Annotated in this window: 16 protein-coding genes, 4 tRNA genes, 1 rRNA gene and 1 riboswitch (1 of these 22 running past the window's edge); of the genes, 3 read left to right on the top strand and 18 right to left on the bottom strand. The window is 45.4% G+C overall.

Features of this window, described 5'->3' with window-relative positions; genetic code table 11:
* Positions 1-7 precede the first annotated feature (7 nt).
* The gene (locus MHH56_RS05535) at positions 8-964 is read right to left on the bottom strand and encodes a YafY family protein (protein ID WP_339207141.1); all 957 of its coding nucleotides are present in this window, start codon (positions 962-964) and stop codon (positions 8-10) included.
* 128 nt (positions 965-1,092) lie between these two features.
* Here MHH56_RS05535 and MHH56_RS05530 point away from each other — a divergent pair, with 128 nt between their 5' ends.
* Complete coding sequence (locus tag MHH56_RS05530) at positions 1,093-1,977, top strand: SDR family oxidoreductase (protein ID WP_339207139.1); 885 nt, start codon at positions 1,093-1,095, stop codon at positions 1,975-1,977.
* An 8-nt stretch (positions 1,978-1,985) separates the two neighbouring features.
* Here MHH56_RS05530 and MHH56_RS05525 read toward each other — a convergent pair whose 3' ends face one another.
* The 11 genes from MHH56_RS05525 to MHH56_RS05475 all read right to left on the bottom strand — a co-directional run bounded on the left by MHH56_RS05525 (position 1,986) and on the right by MHH56_RS05475 (position 17,936).
* A complete protein-coding gene (locus MHH56_RS05525) occupies positions 1,986-2,855 on the bottom strand; it encodes an SDR family oxidoreductase (RefSeq protein ID WP_339207137.1) in 870 nt (289 codons plus the stop codon).
* Positions 2,856-2,862: 7 nt separating this feature from the next.
* Positions 2,863-3,672: an adenosylmethionine decarboxylase gene (gene speD, locus MHH56_RS05520; protein ID WP_339207135.1), complete on the bottom strand. Its 810-nt coding sequence runs from the start codon at positions 3,670-3,672 to the stop codon at positions 2,863-2,865.
* Between the two features lie 134 nt (positions 3,673-3,806).
* The gene (locus MHH56_RS05515; protein WP_339207134.1) at positions 3,807-6,719 is read right to left on the bottom strand and encodes an EAL domain-containing protein; all 2,913 of its coding nucleotides are present in this window, start codon (positions 6,717-6,719) and stop codon (positions 3,807-3,809) included.
* Between the two features lie 84 nt (positions 6,720-6,803).
* Positions 6,804-6,889: riboswitch (cyclic di-GMP riboswitch) on the bottom strand.
* A 116-nt stretch (positions 6,890-7,005) separates the two neighbouring features.
* Positions 7,006-9,591, bottom strand: coding sequence for a metallophosphoesterase (locus MHH56_RS05510; protein WP_339207133.1), 2,586 nt, complete (start codon positions 9,589-9,591; stop codon positions 7,006-7,008).
* Between the two features lie 5 nt (positions 9,592-9,596).
* Complete coding sequence (locus MHH56_RS05505) at positions 9,597-10,862, bottom strand: methyltransferase domain-containing protein (protein WP_339207132.1); 1,266 nt, start codon at positions 10,860-10,862, stop codon at positions 9,597-9,599.
* Between the two features lie 40 nt (positions 10,863-10,902).
* Positions 10,903-11,685 carry a nucleotidyltransferase domain-containing protein gene (locus MHH56_RS05500; RefSeq protein WP_339207131.1) on the bottom strand — a complete coding sequence of 261 codons (783 nt, stop codon included), beginning with the start codon at positions 11,683-11,685 and terminating at the stop codon, positions 10,903-10,905.
* 267 nt (positions 11,686-11,952) lie between these two features.
* The gene (locus tag MHH56_RS05495; RefSeq protein WP_339207129.1) at positions 11,953-13,371 is read right to left on the bottom strand and encodes an RtcB family protein; all 1,419 of its coding nucleotides are present in this window, start codon (positions 13,369-13,371) and stop codon (positions 11,953-11,955) included.
* 333 nt (positions 13,372-13,704) lie between these two features.
* Positions 13,705-15,189 carry a nicotinate phosphoribosyltransferase gene (locus tag MHH56_RS05490; protein ID WP_339207127.1) on the bottom strand — a complete coding sequence of 495 codons (1,485 nt, stop codon included), beginning with the start codon at positions 15,187-15,189 and terminating at the stop codon, positions 13,705-13,707.
* Between the two features lies 1 nt (position 15,190).
* Complete coding sequence (locus MHH56_RS05485) at positions 15,191-16,000, bottom strand: ribose-phosphate pyrophosphokinase (protein ID WP_339207125.1); 810 nt, start codon at positions 15,998-16,000, stop codon at positions 15,191-15,193.
* 22 nt (positions 16,001-16,022) lie between these two features.
* On the bottom strand, positions 16,023-16,787 hold the full coding sequence (locus MHH56_RS05480; protein ID WP_339207124.1) for an NUDIX domain-containing protein: 765 nt from the start codon (positions 16,785-16,787) through the stop codon (positions 16,023-16,025).
* A 153-nt stretch (positions 16,788-16,940) separates the two neighbouring features.
* Positions 16,941-17,936, bottom strand: a complete 996-nt coding sequence (locus MHH56_RS05475; protein ID WP_339207123.1) for a Gfo/Idh/MocA family oxidoreductase — start codon at positions 17,934-17,936, stop codon at positions 16,941-16,943.
* A 196-nt stretch (positions 17,937-18,132) separates the two neighbouring features.
* On the opposite strand from MHH56_RS05475, the gene MHH56_RS05470 reads away from it, so the two are divergent.
* On the top strand, positions 18,133-18,528 hold the full coding sequence (locus tag MHH56_RS05470; protein WP_339207122.1) for a GntR family transcriptional regulator: 396 nt from the start codon (positions 18,133-18,135) through the stop codon (positions 18,526-18,528).
* Between the two features lie 10 nt (positions 18,529-18,538).
* Positions 18,539-19,921, top strand: a complete 1,383-nt coding sequence (locus tag MHH56_RS05465; RefSeq protein WP_339207120.1) for a DUF5808 domain-containing protein — start codon at positions 18,539-18,541, stop codon at positions 19,919-19,921.
* A 38-nt stretch (positions 19,922-19,959) separates the two neighbouring features.
* On the opposite strand, the gene MHH56_RS05460 is transcribed toward MHH56_RS05465, so the two are convergent.
* The 6 genes from MHH56_RS05460 to MHH56_RS05435 form a co-directional block, all read right to left on the bottom strand.
* Positions 19,960-20,556: a hypothetical protein gene (locus MHH56_RS05460; protein WP_339207118.1), complete on the bottom strand. Its 597-nt coding sequence runs from the start codon at positions 20,554-20,556 to the stop codon at positions 19,960-19,962.
* A gap of 81 nt (positions 20,557-20,637) precedes the next feature.
* A tRNA-Gly gene (locus tag MHH56_RS05455) sits at positions 20,638-20,712 on the bottom strand.
* A gap of 7 nt (positions 20,713-20,719) precedes the next feature.
* Positions 20,720-20,794, bottom strand: a tRNA-Gln gene (locus tag MHH56_RS05450).
* A 30-nt stretch (positions 20,795-20,824) separates the two neighbouring features.
* Positions 20,825-20,901 (bottom strand) — tRNA-Asp (locus MHH56_RS05445).
* A 40-nt stretch (positions 20,902-20,941) separates the two neighbouring features.
* Positions 20,942-21,018 (bottom strand) — tRNA-Met (locus MHH56_RS05440).
* Positions 21,019-21,165: 147 nt separating this feature from the next.
* Positions 21,166-22,750 (bottom strand): 23S ribosomal RNA (locus MHH56_RS05435) (it continues 1,347 nt past the right edge of the window).

The following is a 22,750-nucleotide window of genomic DNA, read 5'->3' as shown; positions in this document are numbered from 1 at the left end:
CTTTTTTTTACAAATCGCCATATAAAGCATAAATAGCTTTTGCCTCAGCTATCACTTTTTGCCGCAGCTCTGCAGGCTCAACCGCTTCTATTCGTGAACCATAACTTAAAATAATTTCGCACGCCGATTCCAATCCTTGAAATTCAACTCGCGCCGATGACCAACTCGTTTTCAGTGAAGGGCTGCTTTTTACGATTTTCACATATCGTTCTTTGGATAGCCGAGAGAGCACCGTATCATGAAAGGTAATAACAGCAGGATATTGCGGCAGTCTCTGCTTAAATTCACCCATGGACTGTTCCCAGTACTGAGCCAGATCAAAGTCTGCTGGGCGTTCGAACCGCTCCTCCAGCATAAGGGCATCCAATAATCTTGAGATTCGGTAGGTCCGTTTCTCCCCGTTCACTTCGCCAATCAAATACCAAACGTTGCGCTTAGCAACGAGTCCAAGCGGAGAGACGATTCGCTCGGCGATACCGTCCTCGCGATGATAGCGAATCTTCAATAATCGTTCTTCCCAAACGGCTTCCTGCACAATCGACAAGAATGGCATTAACTCTTCCATCTGATGCCAGCCCGCTCCATCAATATGAATCTTTTGCTTCATAAGAGCTGCCCCTTTGCTCACTTCAGCAGGAGAGGCAGCCAGTATTTTTTGAACAGCCGCTTCATAATGACTCGCAATTCCTAGATCGCTCAGCAAAGAAGATGGACTGCCAACGATAACAGACACTAATTCATCCGCATGCATACCCGTTAGATTAGTTCGATACCCCTCGGATAAAACCCATCCTCCGTGCACTCCCCTCTCCGCATAAACCGGAATGCCCGCTTCACTAAGCGACTCCATATCACGAATGATGGTACGCTCGGATACCTCCAGCTTTTCCGCAAGTTCTTTTGACGTCAATTTCCCGCTGTTTTGCATCAATAATAGGATGGCAATTAACCGTCCCGCTCTCATATGCTAGGCCTCCTGTGCTGCTTTCATTCGTTTTTTTCATTGTAGCATGAATATATGACAGTAGTTGTCGTATATCGTTTGTTAAACTGACAAAGAGTAAACCATAGAAATCGGAATGGAGAGATACAATGAAACCATTAGAGGGAAAAATCGCAGTCGTTGCTGGAGCTACACGAGGAGCTGGACGCGGTATTGCAGTAAGTCTTGGAGAAGCAGGAGCCACCGTTTACTGCACAGGAAGAAGCATTCGCGGCCAAGCCTCCGATTTGAACAGAGCGGAAACGATTGAAGAAACAGCCGAATTGGTCACTGCACGAGGAGGCGTGGGCATCCCGGTTAGAGTGGACCATACAGTTGAAGTGGACGTTCAGGCTTTGTTCGAGAAAATCAACAAGGAGCAAAATGGACAACTGGATGTGCTGGTCAATAACATTTGGGGAGGAGAAAAATTAACGGAATGGGGAAAGCCGTTTTGGGAGCATTCGTTAAGCAAGGGCCTGTTAATGCAAGAGCGTGCCGTAAAAGCTCATCTCATTACGAGTCATTATGGTGCTCCATTGCTGGTGAAACGGAGAAAGGGACTAATCATTGAAGTCACTGACGGAATCGATTACCGTTATCGCGGAAGTTTGTTTTATAGCCTGGCCAAAATTTCACCTATTCATCTTGCCGCGGCAATGGCAGCTGACCTTAAGCCCTATGATGTAACGGCTGTTGCTGTAACTCCCGGCTTCCTTCGCTCCGAGGAAATGCTGGAGCATTTTGAAGTAACGGAAGAAACGTGGCTTGATGCTGTGCATGGCGGCAAGCCAGACGCCGAGCATTTCAGCCAATCGGAAACGCCATATTTTGTTGGACGTGGAATCGCAGCTCTTGCAGCAAGCAGCGATTTGCTTGAAAGATCCGGACAAGTATTCCCGAGCTGGCAGCTGTCTGATGAGTTCGGCATAACCGACGTCGATGGCAGACAGCCGCACTGGGGAAATTATGCGAAGCTGCATGGTTTCTTGTAATACCTACTTTACCCGTTTACAACTTCTCCGCCGTTAATATGCAGCATTTGGCCTGACATATAACTGGAATCATCACAAGCTAGGTAGACGTAGGCAGCTGCTAACTCATGCGGCTGTCCTGGTCGTTTCATCGGTGTATCTGAGCCAAAAGTGGCTACGGACTGTTCATCGAATGTCGCTGGAATAAGCGGCGTCCAGATCGGTCCGGGAGCTACACCGTTAACGCGAATACCTTGCTCAGCCAAATTCACTGACAATGCGCGCGTAAAGGAAACGATTGCTCCTTTTGTAGCGGAGTAATCAATTAACGTCGGATTGCCTTTGTATGCCGTTATAGACGCCGTATTGATGATGGAGCTGGATGCCTTCAAGTGCGGCAAAGCGACGATCGTCAAATAGAACATGCTGAACACATTCGTTCGAAACGTAGCCACCAGCTGATCCGACGTTATATCCTCAAGCTTCTGCTGCACATGCTGCTCTGCCGCGTTATTCACCAAAATATCCAGCTTGCCATACTCCTTAATCGTCTGCTCGATGACACTTTTGCAAAAATCCTCTTCGCCGACGTCGCCAGCTATAAGCAAGCATTTCACGCCAGCTTTCTCTACAACTTCCTTCGTCTTCTCTGCATCGTCATGCTCATTCAAATATACGATCGCTAAATCCGCGCCCTCTTTGGCAAAAGCAACGGCTACAGCGCGGCCAATGCCGCTATCTCCACCCGTAATAATAGCTGTCTTCCCTTTCAGCTTGCCTGCCGCTTTATATGAATCCGATTCAAAAATCGGCAGCGGCTTCATCTCGGATTCAATACCCGGTTGACGGTTTTGGTGCTGCGGCGGGTTAATATTTTTTTGTGATGACGATTTAGACATGAGAAAATCAGCTCCTTATATTTTTTCCATAAAAGATTTCATCCATCTCGGTCTTTAATCTTCTCGTAATTTCCTCTTGCTCTATGGTTGACAACGAATCCTTCGTATAGCCGAATAAATAGTTGTTCAAATCAAATTGCTTCAGCTTGCATTTGGTATGAAACACATTTTCTTGATAAATATTAACGTCGATCATGTCATACAAAAGAGATTCCTTCTTCGGTATGTAGTTTTGAATCGAGTTAATATCATGATCAATAAAAAGTTTATAACCATTAATGTCGCGCGTGAAACCTCTCACACGATAATCCAGTGTCATAATATCGGTATCAAATGAATGGATCAGATAGTTCAGCGCTTTAAGCGGTGAGATCTCGCCGCAGGTCGATACATCAATATCTGCGCGGAACGTGCTTATCCCTTCGTTCGGATGATACTCCGGATACGTATGAACCGTTATATGGCTTTTATCCAAATGCATCACTACGGAATCAGGCAAGGGACCCGGCGATTCTTCAAACGACTCATTGGGTCCGCTAATTACCGGCCCTTCCGATACGAGCAAAGTAACGCTGGCACCCTGCGGCTCATAATCCTGCTTTGCAATATTAAGCACATGCGCTCCAATAATATCCGATACTGTTTCCAAAATATTCGTCAGCCTATCCGAATTATATTGTTCGTCTATATAGGCGATATATGCTTTACGCTCTTCTTTCGTTCTCGTATAACACACATCATACATATTGAAGCTGAGTGACTTCGTTAAATTATTAAAGCCATGCAGCTGAATTCTTTGTTCCGGTGTAAGTTTCAAGCGCGCATCCTCCTTTTCAATAACTACTATTTCCTTTTACCCAAAGACCGATGCGGCAAAACTTTTATGTTGCACAAAAAAAACATTTCACGCCCCGGTTTTACCGAATGTAAAATGCTTTTTCCATCTCATTTTTAATTATGTTTTTTCAATTCCTTAATCCGGAGTATCGGATCTCCCACATACACCTGTGTTTGAGGAAGCATGCCATCACACTGCTTAATGGCTAGGAAATTAAGCGTATTGACGAGCTCATCCTGCTGCTTTTCTTTTAATTGAAATTGCACACCATATTCATAAATGTCTTTGCCCAGTTCATTGTACCAGACGATAAATCCGAATAGCACATACATTTGATTAAGAATTTTCGTCTTAAACATCAAGAGGATATCGCTGTTAACGGGCAGCTTCACACCGACTATAAACCGGAGCCCACCTGGCCCGATGTTTCGAACAAACACCTCTGTACTCCCAAGCTTCACACTGCTACCTTTGAACATCGTAATGGTCATCTCTGCCAATAGACAATGCTTCAAATCGATTCGAAAGCTTTTTCTCCGATTAACGAGCACTTCTTTACTTGGCATAAATAAAGCAGGCTCTTTACAAGATCTTCGGCTCAATAGCTGTACGATGCTGTCCGGCTCTACAGGACGACTGAAATAATAACCTTGGATTTCATCGCATCGCTGATCGCGTAAATAGTTGAACTGCTCCTTCGTTTCAACACCTTCGGCCACCACCTGCATGCCAAGTTCGCCAGCCAATTGAATAATGCATTCAATAATGCTTTTATTTCTACGATCCGTCATCAACTCCTCGATAAATGACCGATCAATTTTGATCGTATCGAGTGCCAAGCGCTTCAACAAATAAAGAGAGGAATAGCCGGTTCCAAAATCATCAAGCGATACTTTGATTTTTCTTTTCTTCAGCTCCAGCAGCAATTCAGTCACCGCATTCTCATTGCTAATAAAGGAGCTTTCCGTTATTTCAATTTCCAATCGATCTTGGGAAATTCCTGTCTCCTCGATGATCTTATCGATGGTATGCAATATATTTTGCTGAAGAAGCTGCTGCACCGAAAAGTTAACCGACAGCGTAACCGAAGGCAGGCCTAAGCTCTGCCACCGTTTATGCTGCATACAGGCTTCGCGGAGCACCCATTCTCCTATCGATACAATTAGCCCCGTTTCCTCTGCGATCGGTATGAATTCAGACGGAGCAACCAATCCCCAATCCGGATGATTCCAGCGCAGCAGTGCCTCGACGCCAACAATTTCCATCGTTTGCGAATGTACGCGTGGCATGTAATGCAGGAATAGCTCTCCTCTTTCCTGCGCTTTACGCAAATCATTGCTGAGTGAAAACAATTTGAATGATTGCACATTTAAAGAAGCGGAATAGCACTGTGATTGATTGCTGCCTCTGGACTTCGCATGATAAAGAGCCGCATTTGCATTTTTCATCAACTGCTCCACCGAGCTCCCATCGCCAGGCGATTGACTGATTCCAATACTTGCGGTTACATTCAGCTCATATCCTTCTATCAAAAATTGCTCATTGATAAGCTTAATAATAGTAGCTGCCATATCCTTGATTTCGTTTTGCTGCTTTACATCAGCTATAATAATTGCAAATTCGTCTCCGCCAAGCCGGAATACGGTTTGGCCATCACGTAAATTGCTCATCAATCGAAAGGCGATTTGTTTCAGCAACTCATCCCCAATTGGATGCCCCAGCGTATCATTTACATATTTGAAACGATCCACGTCAATCAGCACGATCGCCAGCCTCTGCTTAAAATACTCGCTTACCCTTAGCTGCTTATCTAGCTGGTCTTCAAACATTCTGCGATTTGGCATCTCCGTTAAATAATCGTGGTAAGCCAAATATTGATTTAATTCCTCAGCCTTGCTCCGATCCGTAATATCAAGGACTACTCCAACGATTGCCTGCTCTCCCATATTTGACACTTGATTATAGTGCACTTCGCAATGAATAATCGTCCCATCTTGTTTAATGGCTCTGTGGCAGAAATTAGATAAAGACTGCCCCTCCTGTAACTTCGTTAGTTGATTAACGACGGCTTCACGGTCTGACGGATGGATCGTCTGAATAATATCCATACCGATCAAGGAGTCATAACCAAACATTTTATTGAGCTGATCGTTTGAATAAACGAAGTTGTTTTTTTGCGCGACAAAAATACCGACAATGGATTGCTCGACAATACTGCGGTATTTTAATTCGGTCTCAGTCAACGATTGCTCAATCATTTTTTGCTGCGTAATATCCTTGGCAATGCCGTAGACACCGATAAGCTTTTTATTAATAATGATTGGAATATTGGTCACATTAAATTCGACCGTTTGCCCTGTTCTCGTAATGCCTGTCGTATCATAGTTTTGAGGGTTCCGCGTCTTGACCGTTTGCTCAAAATATTGAATCGTTTTATCCAGCGCTGCGGCATCTACAAATTTATGAAAACTATCATTAATAATTTCCTCTTTCGTATATCCAAAAACTTGCTCAAGCACTGAATTGCATGACAAAAAACGCCCTTGTGCGTCTAAAGAAAAGACCGCGTCAGGGTTGTTTTCAAATATCGATTTATAAAGCTGCTCTTCGATTGTGAGGCGATGCTGTATTTTTTTATTTTCCGTTACATCCTGAATCATGCCTATCGTCAACAATATCTCGTTTTCGGCATTCCGTATGAAAGTAATGTTTTCCACCACATATCTAACTTCACCGCTCTGACGAACGATTCTGTACTCGGAAACGCTTTCCTTTTTTGATTCAATTGCAAGGTGGAACTGCTCATTAACGCGCTCACGATCTTCGGGATGCACGAACTCAAAAAATTGTTCAATCGTCATCGAGAAATCAGATTTCATACCATATATTTCGAACATTTGATTCGACCAGGATGCTTCTCTGCGAATATGGTCAAACTCCCAGTAACCTAAATTAGATAGCTTTTGAACAATATTAAAACTACCAACATTAACATTGCCATTAAAACGTTTAATCATTTGTTTCATTGCTAAATATCCCCTCTTATTCATAACGTAGGCGGTAACCTGAAGTTTTTAAGGAGAGGATATAGGTATGTTATCACTCATCCTTTTGGCAACCCAGCCACCTTTGGAAATTTCCTTTAGGCCTGTTGGCTTTGCGTCATTGTCTTTCGACAACTTTGCTTTTTACTAGGACTTTTTACATATACCAGTATTCCATATTATTCCGATATATACCATAACCAATTTCATAATAGGTCGAATGATGTAGAAAAACCTCCCATTATGGGAGGTTTGGTATATTGATGTTTTACAATCTAGGATCGATTTCCTTCTCTTTGGCAACCTCAAACAAAAGATTCGCAACAGCCGCTTGATATCCATTGTTTTCCGGGGCAATTTCAGCAAAAGGAATCGCCAGCATATGCTGTCCTAGCCGGTACTCGTTAAATGATGTACGAAGCTTTTGCGTAATATTTTTTTGCTTGATGAGCTTATTGTACTTGTGCGGAAATCTATAATCATAACCGTAAATAATAGACATGTATTCCTTATTGCGCACTTTCATATAGGGAACCGTGTACGGCTGAGACATCTCGGGCTTAATCACGACACCTTCCATATGATTGTCTACCGTAAGCGTGTAAAAATATTTTTCTGCAAGCTCATAGCTCTCCGCATCAGACAGCACAAGCGTGATGAATGTATCGTCAGTGAGGAATTGATACATCTCAGAGGTTTTCCACGCTGGCAGCTGCTCGCTTCCGTCCACGTATACGATTTTGAGCAGCGAAAAAGGCTTGTATTCAAGCTCCCCTGCCTCGGCATACAGTTCCAGCTGCCTCTTATACGTTTCATATGCTTTGATATGCTCGTCAATTGGCCTATTTTTCTCAAGAATAGAATGAACATGCTTAAAATTTTGATAGACGGCTAGGCCATATTTCTCATTAATAGCCCCTTTGCTAAGGTGAAACTGATCCTTTTCAAAACCACTTTCCTTGAAATCATGCGCAAGCTTTCCGAACGCTTCCTCGAATCCATTCGCCTTCAGGAAAGCAAGCTCTGTCTCAAGCCCCTTCTCAATAGGCTTAAACTGCTTTTCGATGAGACCTTCTCCCAGCGCCTCCCATGGCAAAAGCTCGCCATCCAGCAGGAGCATCGATATATCGTTTTCCTTCATGTAGCTTCCGAATCTTTGCAGCAGTCGCTCATAAACAGCGGTCAGGTCAACCTTATTTATTTTGTACCCATTGCGGCTCACTGCAAAACATTGCTCGATATCTGCATGCAAATAAACATTGCAGCGTGATCCCATGTATTTGGGCTGCAGCACGACCTCTTTCACACCGCGCTCCACAAAATAGTTCAGCCCCTTCCTCAGCGATTCCAGCTCACCCGCCGCTTCATCCTTATCTGCGGGAGACATGGTTCCTGAGATAAAGTTAATTTTATTGCGCGAGCAATACTGCAATCTGCGGGCTTCATCATCATCCAGCTCCTGCAGCGATACTTTGCGTTCCTCTTTGAAGAGAGCAGGAAGCTCGCCTTCCATGCTGGCTATTGACGATTTCTGTGATTTGAAAGTCGGCTTCATCGACAGAGAAACCGAGGTTAGCAGATTGCCGTGAACTGCGCCTGAATCCAAATGGATTTTATTTCTGATCCGAAATGCTTGTTTAGCAGACACATGTCCAAAAACATGATACGGCTGGTTTCCTGCTGCATCCCGCTTCAGAAACGCAAGCTGTGCTTCAATCGGCGCCGATCGGTCGAGTCTAAAATTGCGCTGATGACGGATCGAATTCACATCCAGCTTGCCAATATATTTGTTCTCGCATGGCGCGTGAGTCACATAATAGGATGGTCCTGCTTTTCCTACTATTCTGTAGAGAGGCTTCGACAAGGATACGAGATGATTAAACTTCTGAAGAAGCTCAGCATCGCCTCTCAGCACCTCAGTGGAATCGAAGTAGGCATGCAGCAGCTCCTCTTCCACACCTTTGATTTCACCACGCATAAATTTATGGACGAAGTTTTCATGATTGCCAAGCACAAACAAAAACTTATCCTGATTCGTATATAGGAAATCAATGATTTCCTTAGTGCGGCTTCCCTTATCGATCCAATCTCCAACGAGCAATACTTTTGTACCGCTGACCTTTCCTGTCTCAACCAGTACATTGCCCTCTAGTTGAAACCCATGGCTAACGAGCAAAGCCTTCAGCTCATCCACACATTCGTGAACGTCACCGACGATTATCGTCTTCTGGTCCAGCGGTAAAAAAACATCCAAATACTCAGCAGCATCCTCGATTATAATCTTATAATCCGGATTCGCAACCTTATCCATAGGGGAATAAAAATCTTTAGCCCGCACTTTATGAACTTTGCTATATTTCTCCCTCGAGAGCGAACCAAGCACGTCCTTGCGCAAACGATTAATGTGGCTCGTTATCAGTTTCTTTGAACGCTCCGATGAATAATAATCATCCCGCTTCTTGTAATCAAACAGCACGACTTCAAGGTTGTAGTTATTTTCCTTTGCAACCTCCCTCACTCTCGCCCGGAAATCCTCCGACAAACCTGTTGTATCCACGACAACAAATTCCGCATTGATGGGGAAAGTAGTGACCAGCCGCAGCTTCTCGAACAAAAGGCGGAAAGCCTGATCGCTCGCTTCAAGCATGATTTGATCATATTTATCATAATCAGAGCCTAGAAGCTCTTGTCTAATGCTATCGGATGAAATATATTGCACGTTCGCATTCATGCCCTTGCTGTCATCCCTAAATCGCAGCTGCGGCATCAGCACTTCGTTTGCAAAGGTTGTTTTCCCGCATTCCGTCGTGCCAATCAGCATAAAAATCGTATGGACTCTCGTTCTCATTTCCATTGACGCTACTCTCTCCTCTTCCGCAAAATCGCACCCTGCGTCGTTTGTATACCATTCACTCCGTCGCCGATTGCGACAAATTGGCTTTCCACGGATTGATCTTTAATCGTTTCGAGCAGCCACTCTTGAAATTCAGCTTGTCCAAGCTCCCATTTATGGTCATCATGCCGGAAGTCTTCCAGCTCATAATAAGCATTAAACTCTGCATTAGGTGTTGTCAGCACAAAATAATCAAAATCAACATGTTCGCATATTTGCTGTATCAGAACAGCTGCCTCATTTAGACTCATATGCTCAATAACCTCGGTCAAAATGACATCCACCTGCTCGCCGTTATAAGCCTCTAGAAAATGTTCAATGGAAGGAAAGCTAGCGATGTTGTCCAGTTCCTTTGCTTTCGCCTTTCGCTCTACCACCTCTAGCAGCGGCTCATGGATATCAACCGCGTAGTAGCTATCTTCAATCTTGGATGCAAATGGAATCGCATAGAAACCTTCTCCACAGCCAACGTCGAGAATGGCCTTATTGAACGGAAGCACGCTTCCGATATAGCTTCTCCGCTGCTGAGCCGTCCCGCCGAAGGCCAATTGAACCGCATAACGATCTGTTTTCTCCAGCTCTTCTTTATATTTCTTGAACCGGTCTCTTGAAGCTAGAAAATTGCGGGCAAACAAGCTTCGTATATAAAAGGGTGCGTCGATAATTTGGATACTCTTCACATATTTAATCAACACATCATCAGAAATATCGATGTATTCGTCGCTGAACATCGAAAGGAAGAGACAAAGCACACTAACGACATGCATAAGCTCATATAACGATTTATGCGTCTTAATGGTAAGCGAATAGCTCTTATGCGCCAGGTGTACAGCTTCAAATGTATAGTCGGTAAGATGCTTCTCAAAAAAATGAATATAACGCAAGAGCTCAATATGAATCATATTGATATGGAAGGTATGCTCGTATTGCTCCGTGTCACTCGAATGCTGCGCTTTAAGCGGCGCTGCAAAAAATTCATTAATCGCTCCCAGTACAAAGAGCGGCGTATTATATCGCGATACATTGAGGTACTCAAATTGGTCCTGCCTATGCTGCTTGTATGAAACCTCATTGTCAGCATCCTTAAAATAAACGTTGAAGGTTGCTTCATCGGTATACCAGCCGTAGGCCATTCCTTTGCGAACAGCGCGCAGCAGCATGCCTGACCCCGGATTTTTTCTAATGACGAACGAAAAGCTTGGGTTCGTCGATTTCACTTGCACGATAGCCATCCTTAACTTCCCCTTACTTATCAATTAAAAGCAACACTATTTAATCCCAAACCTCTTGTAATGCTCTGCGGAACAAGTCATCAAGCTGATTGTCCTGCGCAGTTCCCCCTTGACCCATTTCGAGTGCGATTTGTTCAAAATGAACCATTCGCTCCTCCAAATAGGAATTAATAACTTGCAGCCTAGGCTCATAATCGAGCTCGTCACCCGCTTTTTTCCTGCGCAGCAATTGTTCAACCGTAGCCCTTAGCTCGCTCTGCTCAGGAATAAGCGCCTCTACTAAACGATCAAATTCGATTGGAGGCATCGAGTTGTACTTCGCAATCCAGCCGCAAGCAAGAATCGGCCTTAACACATAAAAATACTTTTTTATTTTCACTTGCTCGCCTTGCAGATACTCTCGGTAGTTCCCTTTAGCCATATGGAGATAATGGTACATGCATGACTTCGGCGAGAAAGATAACGGAGAGACGCTTCGGATTTGTTTGGCTACTGAGTATTTCGTAAAGTATGGAATCGGTGATTGCAGCCATTCGAGCAGCGGCGGATTCGACTTGCGAAACAGATTAAGCGCTTTGCGCAAATCCCAGCCGTTTATATCGAGAAGATCGCTTATAGGGCGTTCGATTACATCTCTTTTGTCAAATATCGATAAATACCATTCCACCGGCCTGACGTAAATAAATCGGACATCGTAATCGCTGTCCTTAGAAGGAAAACCCCAAGCCCTGCTTCCTGATTCGCACGCGTAAACGATGCGAACCTGTTCCTCCCGTTCGATTTTACCCAGTTCCAGCAAAATATTTTCATGTATTTTGGTCATTCTAGACACTCCTTTACTCAGCTTCTTCTTGCAAAAAAAAAAGACCATGGACAAGATCGTCCATAGTCTAGGAAAAAGAACAGTCAGCAATGCAGCTAACACGAGGTCAGTACACGCTTCCCTTCAAATACCAAACAACGGGTCCGAGGAGTGGAGCTATTCTCTTTGCTTCGATTAAAAGAATTGTGCCGTTCATCATTTACGTTAACTAACTGTACTTCTAGATATTGGTTAAACATTCTCCTCGTCCCCCTTCTTTTCCTTTATTTACGTTCCTTTGACAGCAGCTAACGGTTTGCATTTCGCTACGACCTGCGCAAGCCCCGCTCCGACTACACTCTCAATGATTTGATCTACATCCTTGTATGCCTGCGGTGATTCATCGACCAGCGACTCCATAGAGCGCTGGTTTACGACGATTTCATCATCCGTGCCTACACGCATTGCAATAGCGACCTCTTCTACCGATACGAGCTGCTTCGTTGCGTTCCGTGACCTGATTCGTCCTGCGCCATGACAGATGGAATAATGATTCGCTTTCCCTGCAGCACTTCCGACCATAATATACGAGGCAGTGCCCATCGATCCTGGTATAAGCGCCGGATGCCCCGTGCTCCGATACGGATCTGGGTTATCCGGATGTCCTGCCGGCAGCGCTCTTGTTGCACCCTTGCGATGAATGAAATAGGATTGCTCATCCTGTTCTTCCTCCCATGCGTAGTTATGCATGAGATCATACAGCGTGCGCAGCTCGAATTTGGAGCCGAACACATCCTTGCCCGCCTCCAAGGCAGCGTATGCAATCAGGTGGCGATTCACGACCGCATAATTCAAGGCCGAGTACATGAGGTTGACATACGTTTGACCGAGCGGATGGGATAACGGCGCATACAGCAGCTTAGGATCCGCGGTGCCTATGCCTTCCTGACGCATCATTTTGGCAATGTCCGTGCTGCAATATTGACTGACCGCACCGCCCCAAGCCCGCGAGCCGGAATGAATCATAATGACCACTTGGCCGTCGAACAGCCCCCATGCTTCGGCAATTTCTCTATTTTCCTCAGCAATTTCAATCGCTTGAATTTCTACAAAATGATTGCCGCCGCCAAGTGTGCCGAGCTGGCGATGCGCGCGATGCCAGACAACTTCCGGAAACTTATCCAGCACCTCTTCGTCAAAATCAAAGCGGCTGCTCTCCACATGGGTTAAAGAGGTAGCTTTGCGCGGCGTGTAGGCATCTGGAATATATTTTTTTGGCAAGCCGTGCAAGCCCTTCTTCACGATAGTCTCAAGTCTAATATCTGAGAAGTAACCTCTTGCATGCTCCTCAACTGGCATATATTTCTCAATAGCCTTAACCAGCTTACGCCGCAGTTTCACTTCCTTCAAATCATCCTTATGCAGATTTGTTAGCTGTACGCGCATTCCGCATCCGATATCGCTGCCTACGATGGAAGGAGAAACGTAGCCATCACTCGTATTCCATACCGCTGTTGTACCGATACAGGTTCCCACGCCAACATGCACATCAGGCGTATAGCTCATATATACTTGATTCGGTATTTGTAAGTTGTTGTTCGCCATTTCAAACACTTTATAATCCAAGGACGCGAATAGCTCTGGTCCTGCATAAACATGCACCTGCCCCGAAGGCAGCTTAACTTGCTGATAATACGTTTCTTTCATATCCGATAATCTCCTCAAAATTCAAATAAACACAAAAAAGCCATGGACCCCAAAAAGTCCATGGCTTAATCTTGCGCCTTTATTTCCCAATCGTTGCAGCTTGCAGCATACAAGATTTTAGAAAATAGTCACAGGCCCCGTAGAGGCCGATGAAATGGACTTGCTATATTTAGTTGCATGATTACGTTCTAAATTTAGTCCGAACATTGTCATCGACCTCCTTTCATTTGATTTACATCATAATAATCTGATCACCCAACTTCTGTCAACACATTTATAATAAACCAAAAATAAGATGCTCGAGGGAGCATCTTATTTTCACGGATAAATAACTTATAAATGAGCCAATAAGTTCGCGCGTACTTCAGCCAGCGTCAAATCGCGAACTAGCTTCCCATCTTCAAACACTACTTCCAGCTGATCCTCTGCTTTACGAGCTTCATATTCCTCTGCGCTAAGATTGTCAGTATAGGCAAATTTCCCATCCTGCTCCGTAACGAGGACAAGACCTGTCTGCGACTTCTTCACGCCATTATCTGTTTTGGGATCCTTATAGATTTTGCGCTCCTCGCCATTCACAATCGTAAACGTCGATTTTAATGCGAAGCCGAATGTATCCCGCGTGTTGTACTGGTAAGTAAACGAACCGATACCATACACCATATTCGTCGATGCAAAACCTTTTGCTGCCAGCTTCTCGCAAATTTCCTTGCAGCGCGAAATCGTAATCGCATCCCCATAGATTGCCCCGATGTGGCTATCTAGCTGCTTATACCCCTTCTCCGTAACCGTACCGCCAAAAATATCCCAGAGTATTTCAATAACGCCTTTGCGCTCGAATTCACTCTCTCCATCCGGGTCGCCGCAAATGATTTTGACCGGATCTCCGCTGTCGGGACGAATGACTACCTTGCCGTCCCTGCTCATAATGTCATCCTTCAAGCCGCGAATGACCACGTCCAGCACACTCCATAAATCCCAAGTATCCGATACGATCGAGACAAAGCCATTTGGGTATACCTCTTTGATCAAATAGCGGTACGATGCCATCTCATCGCGTCCGTGCGCGCACATAACGCTATGCTCGGTTGCCGGAATCGACGTACCCACCAATTCCTTTTCTATATTCGCATTATAATAGTTTTCCAAATACAATATCGCTGGTATTGTATCTGTTCCCGTGAACGATAGGAGATGGCCTGCGCTGCTGCCGAGCGCCGATTCAAGCGCACCCATGCCGCGCATCGAGAAATCATGACCTTGGAACGGTACGCCTGCTGTATCGCCGCTTGTCTGCAGCGCATAGGCTTCTAAAATTTTGCGATATTCAAAAGCTAGCGTAGCGCTCGTAGCCGGCATCCACAGCTGGCACGACATCAACGTCTCCAAATAGTTCGTCAGCCAGAAAAATTCAGGCTTCGTGTTCTCAATAGTCAGCATTGGTACTCTTATCGGTACTAATGCACCTTCTTTAATTGCCTTAATCTTGATCGGCAAATATCCAAGATCGTGCAGCTCCTCAATATGCGATGCATCGGGATTCGCTTCTCCAAGCGCAAATTGAATGAGCCTCTTGTACTCATACGCTACCTCTGCCTTTGTTCTTGCAAAGAAGTGCTCATTAAAATAATCGATGAGATATTGTTTTATAAACGATTGGAAGCCAAAAGCGACAACCTCGTTAATATCATCTAGTCGGCTTGTGCGAGCGGTCCACGTCGAATAAACGAGCTCCGTTCCTTTTGGATACTGATTTTTATGGCTCACCTTGTAAAAGTCACATAGCAGCGTAGCTGGATAAACGAATGTTTGCGTCATGTTATAGGCCTCCCATTGCGAATACGTGAATTTTGTCATGCTCTGCTTGATGAAGTATGGTATCGGTCGTATACACCTTATCAATAAGATCAGTTTCTAATATTTTCCCTTTATAGATCGAATGCTCGCAGTGTCCTACCAGCAAATAAATATGCGTGGCTCCAAGTACCTTCAGCTTCTCTGCGCTAAGCATAAACGTGCCGCCATACGAACAAAGATCATCAACAATGATGGCCTTAAAGCCCTCGCGCGGGGTATGTCCAACGACATCCAGACTCTTGATTTGGCCGGTCTGAAAATCTCTCGCTTTATAGCCTACCAGCTGCTGGTAGCCTTGAACCTTGCTGTAACGTTTCTGCGCCCCTGCATCTGGAAAAAAAAGATAGTCCTTCTCCGAATCAAAACCTACTTCGTTCGCGACTTGCTCAAGCAGCTGAATCGTTGGATATTTGCCGATACTGCGATCGATCAGCGCCAGCGATACATCGGAATGCGGCTCGATAATCGTAACCGACTCAAAGTTCATGTTATTAATAAAGGCAGCTGTATATTTTAACGTAAAGGCAGAAGTACCTTCGACTCGATCCATTCGGCTGTACGGCAAATAATAAATGGTCAACGTACATTTAACGCGCCGATCATCCAGGTAGCTCTTGATGAACATCAGCTTAACCAGATCGCCATCATTCTCATATTTCCATACGATCGTATTGAATTCCGCCATATGCGTTAGAATTTCATCGCCGTTTATGAGCGTCTCCCCATTCGGAAACTGTTTTAACCCAAGCTCTACTCCATTAAACCTCAGCATGACATCACTCTCCTCGTAGCGTTCAGCTATAAATAGACAATCTTGGCTCTTCCTTTGTAAAAAGGTACAATTGCGCTGCTCGCTGCGAATATTGATTGGATTGCTTCGGATTTCCATTCGTATCCGTCGCCTCTTCAATAATCGTGCTGCGGCTTTTCGTTGACGTCAATTTGCGAATGAAATTTTTCTCCTCAAAATCAGGAACAACCGTTTTTATTACCTGATACAGCTCACTAAGCGTAAACTCCTCTGGCAGAAACTCCTTCGCTATCTTCGTAGTCAGCATTTTCTTGCGAATCTCTTGCAGCGCGTCGGTCAAGATTTGCTTATGGTCAAACGCCAAATCCATTTGAAGCGCTTCTTCGACTGTAAACAATTGCACATCCGATGCATCTACAGCCGCAGCCCTTTGTTCAAGTGTACATTCATTAACGAGCGCTAGAAAAGCATGCGAGATAATCCAGCCCCTTGGATCACGGCCAGGCGTGCTATACACGTTAAAATATTCAATATGCACGTCCTCAACCGCTGTCTCTTCTTGCAGCTCGCGTATAGCACAGTCATATACCGTCTCATTTTCCATCGTAAAGCCGCCTGGCAGCGCCCACTGCCCTTCGAAGGGCCATATATTCCGCTTAATCAGCAGCACCTGCAGCTCCCTCGTAGGCAGCGCCTTCTTAGGCGTTTGCCTTTCAGTCGTTACGATCGTAAAGATGACGATATCTGCTGGTGCGCCATCAGGTGATCGGTAATGATCTGCTGCGTAATTGGATTCATTTTCGACCATTGCTGCTGCACTCCGATCCATATCATTTATTCAATTTGATATTATCATAATGACATTATTAATTTCCTTTGTCAACGGCTGCTGTGAAAAATAGGCAATTAGTCACGAATAAGTATATAAAAAAAGAAGCGGCTGCACACCGCTCCTGTTATATTATTTCGTTTCTATAGCATCGGCAGGGTAGACGAGTCCAATCTGCTTTCTTGCCTCATCCATAATTTCCAGCGTTACGAGTGAATTTGCAAACGTGTTAATGGATGACTCCGTACGTCCAGCTTTAATCAGCTCGATAAATTCCTTCGCTTCATAGTACATCGACTTGCTATTTGAAGGCTGCGAAATATCTTCGCTTGTTCCGTTGCGGTATTGGATTTCAACCTTCCCTATTTCACTAATCTTGTCGATTACGATACTGCCGTTCTCCCCTTGAATCTCCGATGGCAGCGATGAATGTGTAATTTTGGAATACATGATGACCGCATCCATGCTCTCATACTGAAGAACGATGCTTCCTTCCCCATCCACGCCAGAATCCAGCATGACACCAGTCGCTTTAATCACATCCGGCTTGCCAAATAAGGCTACAAGCGGGTAGACGCAATAAATGCCAAGATCCATAAGCGCCCCGTTTGAGAATACAGGGTTAAAAGCATTAAGCACCGTACCCGCCTTATAGGCATCGTACCTAGACGAATATTGGCAATAGCTCGCAAAATAACGCCGTATCGTTCCAAGCTTGTCGATGTTGTCTTGAACAGCCTTAAACCCTGGCAGCATCGTCGACTTTAACGCCTCCATGAGCAGCACGCCGTTTTCCTTCGCAGCCGCAATCATCTGGCGCAGCTCATGCGCATTCGAAGCGATCGGCTTCTCGCAGAGCACATGAATGCCATGCTTCATACAAGCAATCGCATGAGCGGCATGAAATGAGTTTGGACTAGCAATGTATACCGCATCAATTTGTCCACTTGCCGCCATCTCTTCGATATCCGTAAACGTAGCAGCAATACTATGTTTCTCCGCAAATGTACTCGCTGTTTCTATCGAACGCGAATAGACAGCAGCTAGTTTGAAATCTTCAACCTCGCGCGCCGCAGAAATAAATGACTCCGTAATCCAGTTTGTACCGATAACGCCGAATTTGATCATAATCGTCTCTCCTTGAAAAATATTTTTATTGGCTAATCGCTTATTATATTTTTATGAAATGAGGAAAATCTTCTTCTGTTTATTATAGCCATGCCAAGGACTGCCTGTCCAAATGATTCAGCTGCATTTTGACATTTTGTATAATCTGTATTAACATCTCTAATACAAATGATACTTTATTGCTAGGGGTGATCCGATGATTATGACGCTCGACTACAACAGTGATATACCGATCTACGTCCAGCTCCGCAACCAAATTGTCATCGGAATTGGCGTAGGCGGACTCAATTATGGGGAGAAATTGCCAACGGTAAGACAGCTCGCTGATGATTTAGGGGTAAATGCCATGACCGTGAACAAAGCCTATGCCCTTCTCAAAAACGAGGGATACATATCTATTGATCGCCGTCATGGGGCCAAGGTACGCACCGAATGGAGCAAGCAAGCTGATTTTAGCCAAAAGCTGGAATATGAATTAAAGCTTGTTATTTCTGAGGCTAGTCTTAAAGGTATCGAGCAAGAACAATTTATGCACATTTGCTCGAACATCTTTAAAGCCGCAATGAGCAAAAATCATCCCCTGCCAGAATAGGAGACCTTTCATGAACAATATTATTTTAATCGTTCCAGCAGCTATTGCCTACATCACTATTCTTGTTATGTTTTTGAAGCAAGCCGTACCAAGCAATCATATATTGTTTGGCGTTACGTTTCCTGCACATGCCTTCGAGGATGCAGAAATGAAGCAGCTTCAAGAAAAATATAAAAAATCATATTTTGTGTATGCTGGCATTACGTTAATAACTTTAGTGCCTTTTTTCCTGCTCGATAAATACTTTTCGTTAGCCTTTACTTACATGCTGCTTTGGTTTGCAATTTTTTTGTATACATCCAAACTTCCTTTCAACAAAATCCATCATAAAGCCGCTGCTCTCAAACGGGATAAACAATGGTTTGTCGGAGAAAAACGAGTGATCCGTATCGATACCAAAGTAACGCAGCTCAAAAAATCGATGCTTGTTTCTCCCTATTGGTTCCTAATTCCCGCTCTTTTATCTGTCGTCCCTATTATTGTTTCCTTGTTTAAAAGCGACGTTCTCTTAAAAATGACCGGCATTGCCTCACTCGCGATGACAGCGATCTTATTCGTCATTTACACTGCCTTTGGCAAAATGAAGACGAAGGTATACAGCAAAAACCACGACATCAACGCCGCTATTAACCGCGCAGCACGTCGTTATTGGTCCATGCTTTGGCCTAGCCTTGCTGTTTTTGAGAGCATTAATGCTTTTGTTGCCTATATGATTTTAACACAGGGAAGCTCGCTGAGCTTTACGCAGTGGATGATTGGTATTGTCATGGTATCCCTCTTGCCGCTGTGCAGCATCTTTTTTGTACATAACAAGATACAGGCGGTTGAAGAAAGCCTTGCGGAAACAGACGGCCAAAGTATTGTAGCCGATGACGACCACTACTGGATTAATGGCTCTACTTACTACAACCCGGATGATCAAACGATCATGGTTCCTAAACGTGTTGGAATTGGAACAACGGTCAATATGGCAACCCGAGCCGGAAAATGGATTCAATACGGCGGCATCGTGCTGGTCCTTGTGATCGTCATTCCTTTGACTGCTTTTATTGTACAATCTGACAATACGGCTCCTACTCTAACTATTAAAGAGGACGGTATCGTGTCCATCGATTATCCTTTATATGATTACAGCTTTAATTTAAGTGACGTTAAGGGAATTACGCTTGAAGAAACGCTCCCAAGCGGATTTAGAACAAATGGCACAGCGACAGCCGAATATGCCCGTGGCAACTTTTCCTTAGAGAAGCTGGGTGCTGCCAAGCTATATGTATTTAAAAACTCACCGCCGTACATTACCATGCAGCTTGACGGCTTAACCGTTATTTTTAATGAGAAAGACGCCGCCAGAACGAAGGAGCTTTTCGAACAACTAATGGCTAGTAAGCTTTAATGCTCATACGGTACTCAACTGCTTTTATGTTCGTGCTATTAGAACGCGTCTCCACCATACACAAATTGATCCAGAGATGCTAAAGACTGCTCGTTCAGAGGCGTGGAGTTGTCAAAATAAAGCACTGAGGATGCTGGAATGTTCCATTTCAGCTCTCTCCTCACTAAAGATGGACTAAACTCGCTCCAGTTGTCCAGCTTATACTGATCGAGTATAGATCCCCTTTGCACAATTCGTTCATAATGCACCTTGTCGTCACGGAGATAAACGAATACGACCTTTACCTCAACGTCTGATAAAGAGGCCCCGATTGCGAAGAGCTCCTGCTCAATCCAGTCAGGGGTCTCTGTTTCTTTCGTGAAGGGCCCGATTACAAATATATCGCCGTCATTAGCAATATTCTCAAGTGCAGCATCCATCGTAATGCGATAGCCTAAATCGCGGCACAGTTTCTTATAGAAACTTGAATCTCGGTCATTCGGATCAAGTCCTGCAAGCGTCATAAGCGCAACGGCTGCCGGCCTAAGCACCGTATCCATATCAATAATGGCCACACTGCGCCTCTTCGCCAGCGCTTTCGCTAATGTCGTCTTGCCTGCTCCTGCACCGCCTACAAAAAATACTAATTTGCGCATCGCGAACCCCTCATCATTATTAATGTCTTATTCATAACAAAAAAACACCCTGCATTGCAAGATGTTTTGGATGTGTAAAATTGGAGCGGAAGACGGGAATCGAACCCGCGACCCTCGCCTTGGCAAGGCGATGCTCTACCGCTGAGCCACTTCCGCATATAAATGGCTGGGGATTCAGGGATCGAACCTGAGAATGACGGAGTCAAAGTCCGTTGCCTTACCGCTTGGCTAATCCCCAACATATATTTTGTTACTCTTCTTGTAAAAGTGGCGGAGCTGACGGGATTCGAACCCGCGGTCTCCTGCGTGACAGGCAGGCATGTTGGGCCACTACACCACAGCTCCGTATGTAAGCTCGGATAAATCCGAAAGTGAAACCTTGGTTTGGTTGCGGGGGCAGGATTTGAACCTGCGGCCTTCGGGTTATGAGCCCGACGAGCTACCGGGCTGCTCCACCCCGCGTCATTTACTACTAAAACTATTCATTTACAGAACGATCACTAATGCACGCATTAGCAAGTTGCGCCCTGAAAACTGGATACGAAAGGTAGGCTTGCTGAAGCCTTAATGCTGCTGTCTACTGGATGTATGGGTCGCAGTAAACGTGTTTAGGATAAGCCCTCGACCGATTAGTATTCGTCAGCTACACACATTGCTGTGCTTCCACCCCGAACCTATCAACCTCGTCGTCTTCAAGGGGTCTTACATACTGGGAAATCTCATCTTGAGGGGGGCTTCACGCTTAGATGCTTTCAGCGCTTATCCCGTCCGTACTTGGCTACCCAGCGGTGCTCCTGGCGGAACAACTGGTACACCAGCGGTACGTCCATCCCGGTCCTCTCGTACTAAGGACAGCTCCTCTCAAATTTCCTGCGCCCGCGACAGATAGGGACCGAACTGTCTCACGACGTTCTGAACCCAGCTCGCGTACCGCTTTAATGGGCGAACAGCCCAACCCTTGGGACCTACTTCAGCCCCAGGATGCGATGAGCCGACATCGAGGTGCCAAACCTCCCCGTCGATGTGGACTCTTGGGGGAGATAAGCCTGTTATCCCCAGGGTAGCTTTTATCCGTTGAGCGATGGCCCTTCCATTCGGTACCACCGGATCACTAAGCCCTACTTTCGTACCTGCTCGACTTGTAGGTCTCGCAGTCAAGCTCCCTTATGCCTTTGCACTCTTCGAATGATTTCCAACCATTCTGAGGGAACCTTTGGGCGCCTCCGTTACATTTTAGGAGGCGACCGCCCCAGTCAAACTGTCCACCTGACACGGTCCCCGAACCGGTTTCACGGTTCTAGGTTAGAACTCCGATACGATCAGGGTGGTATCCCAACGTTGCCTCCACACAAGCTGGCGCTCATGCTTCAAAGGCTCCCACCTATCCTGTACAGATCGTACCAAAGTTCAATATCAAGTTACAGTAAAGCTCCATGGGGTCTTTCCGTCTTGTCGCGGGTAACCTGCATCTTCACAGGTATTAAAATTTCACCGGATCTCTCGTTGAGACAGCGCCCAAGTCGTTACGCCATTCGTGCGGGTCAGAATTTACCTGACAAGGAATTTCGCTACCTTAGGACCGTTATAGTTACGGCCGCCGTTTACTGGGGCTTCGGTTCACAGCTTCGGGTTACCCCTAACCGCTCCCCTTAACCTTCCAGCACCGGGCAGGCGTCAGCCCGTATACTTCGCCTTACGGCTTCGCACAGACCTGTGTTTTTGCTAAACAGTCGCTTGGGCCTTTTCACTGCGGCCCCCTCGGGCTATTCACCCTACCGAGGCACCCCTTCTCCCGAAGTTACGGGGTCATTTTGCCGAGTTCCTTAACGAGAGTTCTTCCGCGCGCCTTAGCATGCTCTGCTCGCCTACCTGTGTCGGTTTGCGGTACGGGCACCTAGATCTCACTAGAGGCTTTTCTTGACAGCCGGAGTACATGACCTTCGCTACTGCAATTTTCGCTCCCCATCACAGCCCAGCCTTATGATCGACGGATTTGCCTATCGATCAGCCTCACTGCTTGGACGGACTATTCCATCAGTCCGCGTCACTGCCCTTCTGTGTCACCCCATTGCTCAAACGATCTTCGGTGGTACAGGAATTTCAACCTGTTGTCCATCCACTACGCCTTTCGGCCTCGCGTTAGGTCCCGACTTACCCTGAGAGGACGAGCCTTCCTCAGGAACCCTTAGGCTTT

The sequence above is a fragment of the Paenibacillus sp. FSL K6-3182 genome (assembly GCF_037976325.1).
GTDB lineage: Bacteria > Bacillota > Bacilli > Paenibacillales > Paenibacillaceae > Pristimantibacillus.
This window is presented reverse-complemented; position numbering and strand designations above follow the sequence as displayed.

Coding starts and splice junctions, on each gene's coding strand:
- MHH56_RS05500 (WP_339207131.1), bottom strand. CDS start 11,685: ATGACCAAAATACATGAAAATATTTTGCTGGAACTGGGTAAAATCGAA.
- MHH56_RS05490 (WP_339207127.1), bottom strand. CDS start 15,189: ATGACGCAAACATTCGTTTATCCAGCTACGCTGCTATGTGACTTTTAC.
- MHH56_RS05510 (WP_339207133.1), bottom strand. CDS start 9,591: ATGGAAATGAGAACGAGAGTCCATACGATTTTTATGCTGATTGGCACG.
- MHH56_RS05495 (WP_339207129.1), bottom strand. CDS start 13,371: ATGAAAGAAACGTATTATCAGCAAGTTAAGCTGCCTTCGGGGCAGGTG.
- MHH56_RS05515 (WP_339207134.1), bottom strand. CDS start 6,719: ATGAAACAAATGATTAAACGTTTTAATGGCAATGTTAATGTTGGTAGT.
- MHH56_RS05525 (WP_339207137.1), bottom strand. CDS start 2,855: ATGTCTAAATCGTCATCACAAAAAAATATTAACCCGCCGCAGCACCAA.
- MHH56_RS05460 (WP_339207118.1), bottom strand. CDS start 20,556: ATGCGCAAATTAGTATTTTTTGTAGGCGGTGCAGGAGCAGGCAAGACG.
- MHH56_RS05530 (WP_339207139.1), top strand. CDS start 1,093: ATGAAACCATTAGAGGGAAAAATCGCAGTCGTTGCTGGAGCTACACGA.
- MHH56_RS05485 (WP_339207125.1), bottom strand. CDS start 16,000: ATGCTGAGGTTTAATGGAGTAGAGCTTGGGTTAAAACAGTTTCCGAAT.
- MHH56_RS05470 (WP_339207122.1), top strand. CDS start 18,133: ATGATTATGACGCTCGACTACAACAGTGATATACCGATCTACGTCCAG.
- MHH56_RS05505 (WP_339207132.1), bottom strand. CDS start 10,862: ATGGCTATCGTGCAAGTGAAATCGACGAACCCAAGCTTTTCGTTCGTC.
- MHH56_RS05465 (WP_339207120.1), top strand. CDS start 18,539: ATGAACAATATTATTTTAATCGTTCCAGCAGCTATTGCCTACATCACT.
- MHH56_RS05480 (WP_339207124.1), bottom strand. CDS start 16,787: ATGGTCGAAAATGAATCCAATTACGCAGCAGATCATTACCGATCACCT.
- MHH56_RS05535 (WP_339207141.1), bottom strand. CDS start 964: ATGAGAGCGGGACGGTTAATTGCCATCCTATTATTGATGCAAAACAGC.
- MHH56_RS05475 (WP_339207123.1), bottom strand. CDS start 17,936: ATGATCAAATTCGGCGTTATCGGTACAAACTGGATTACGGAGTCATTT.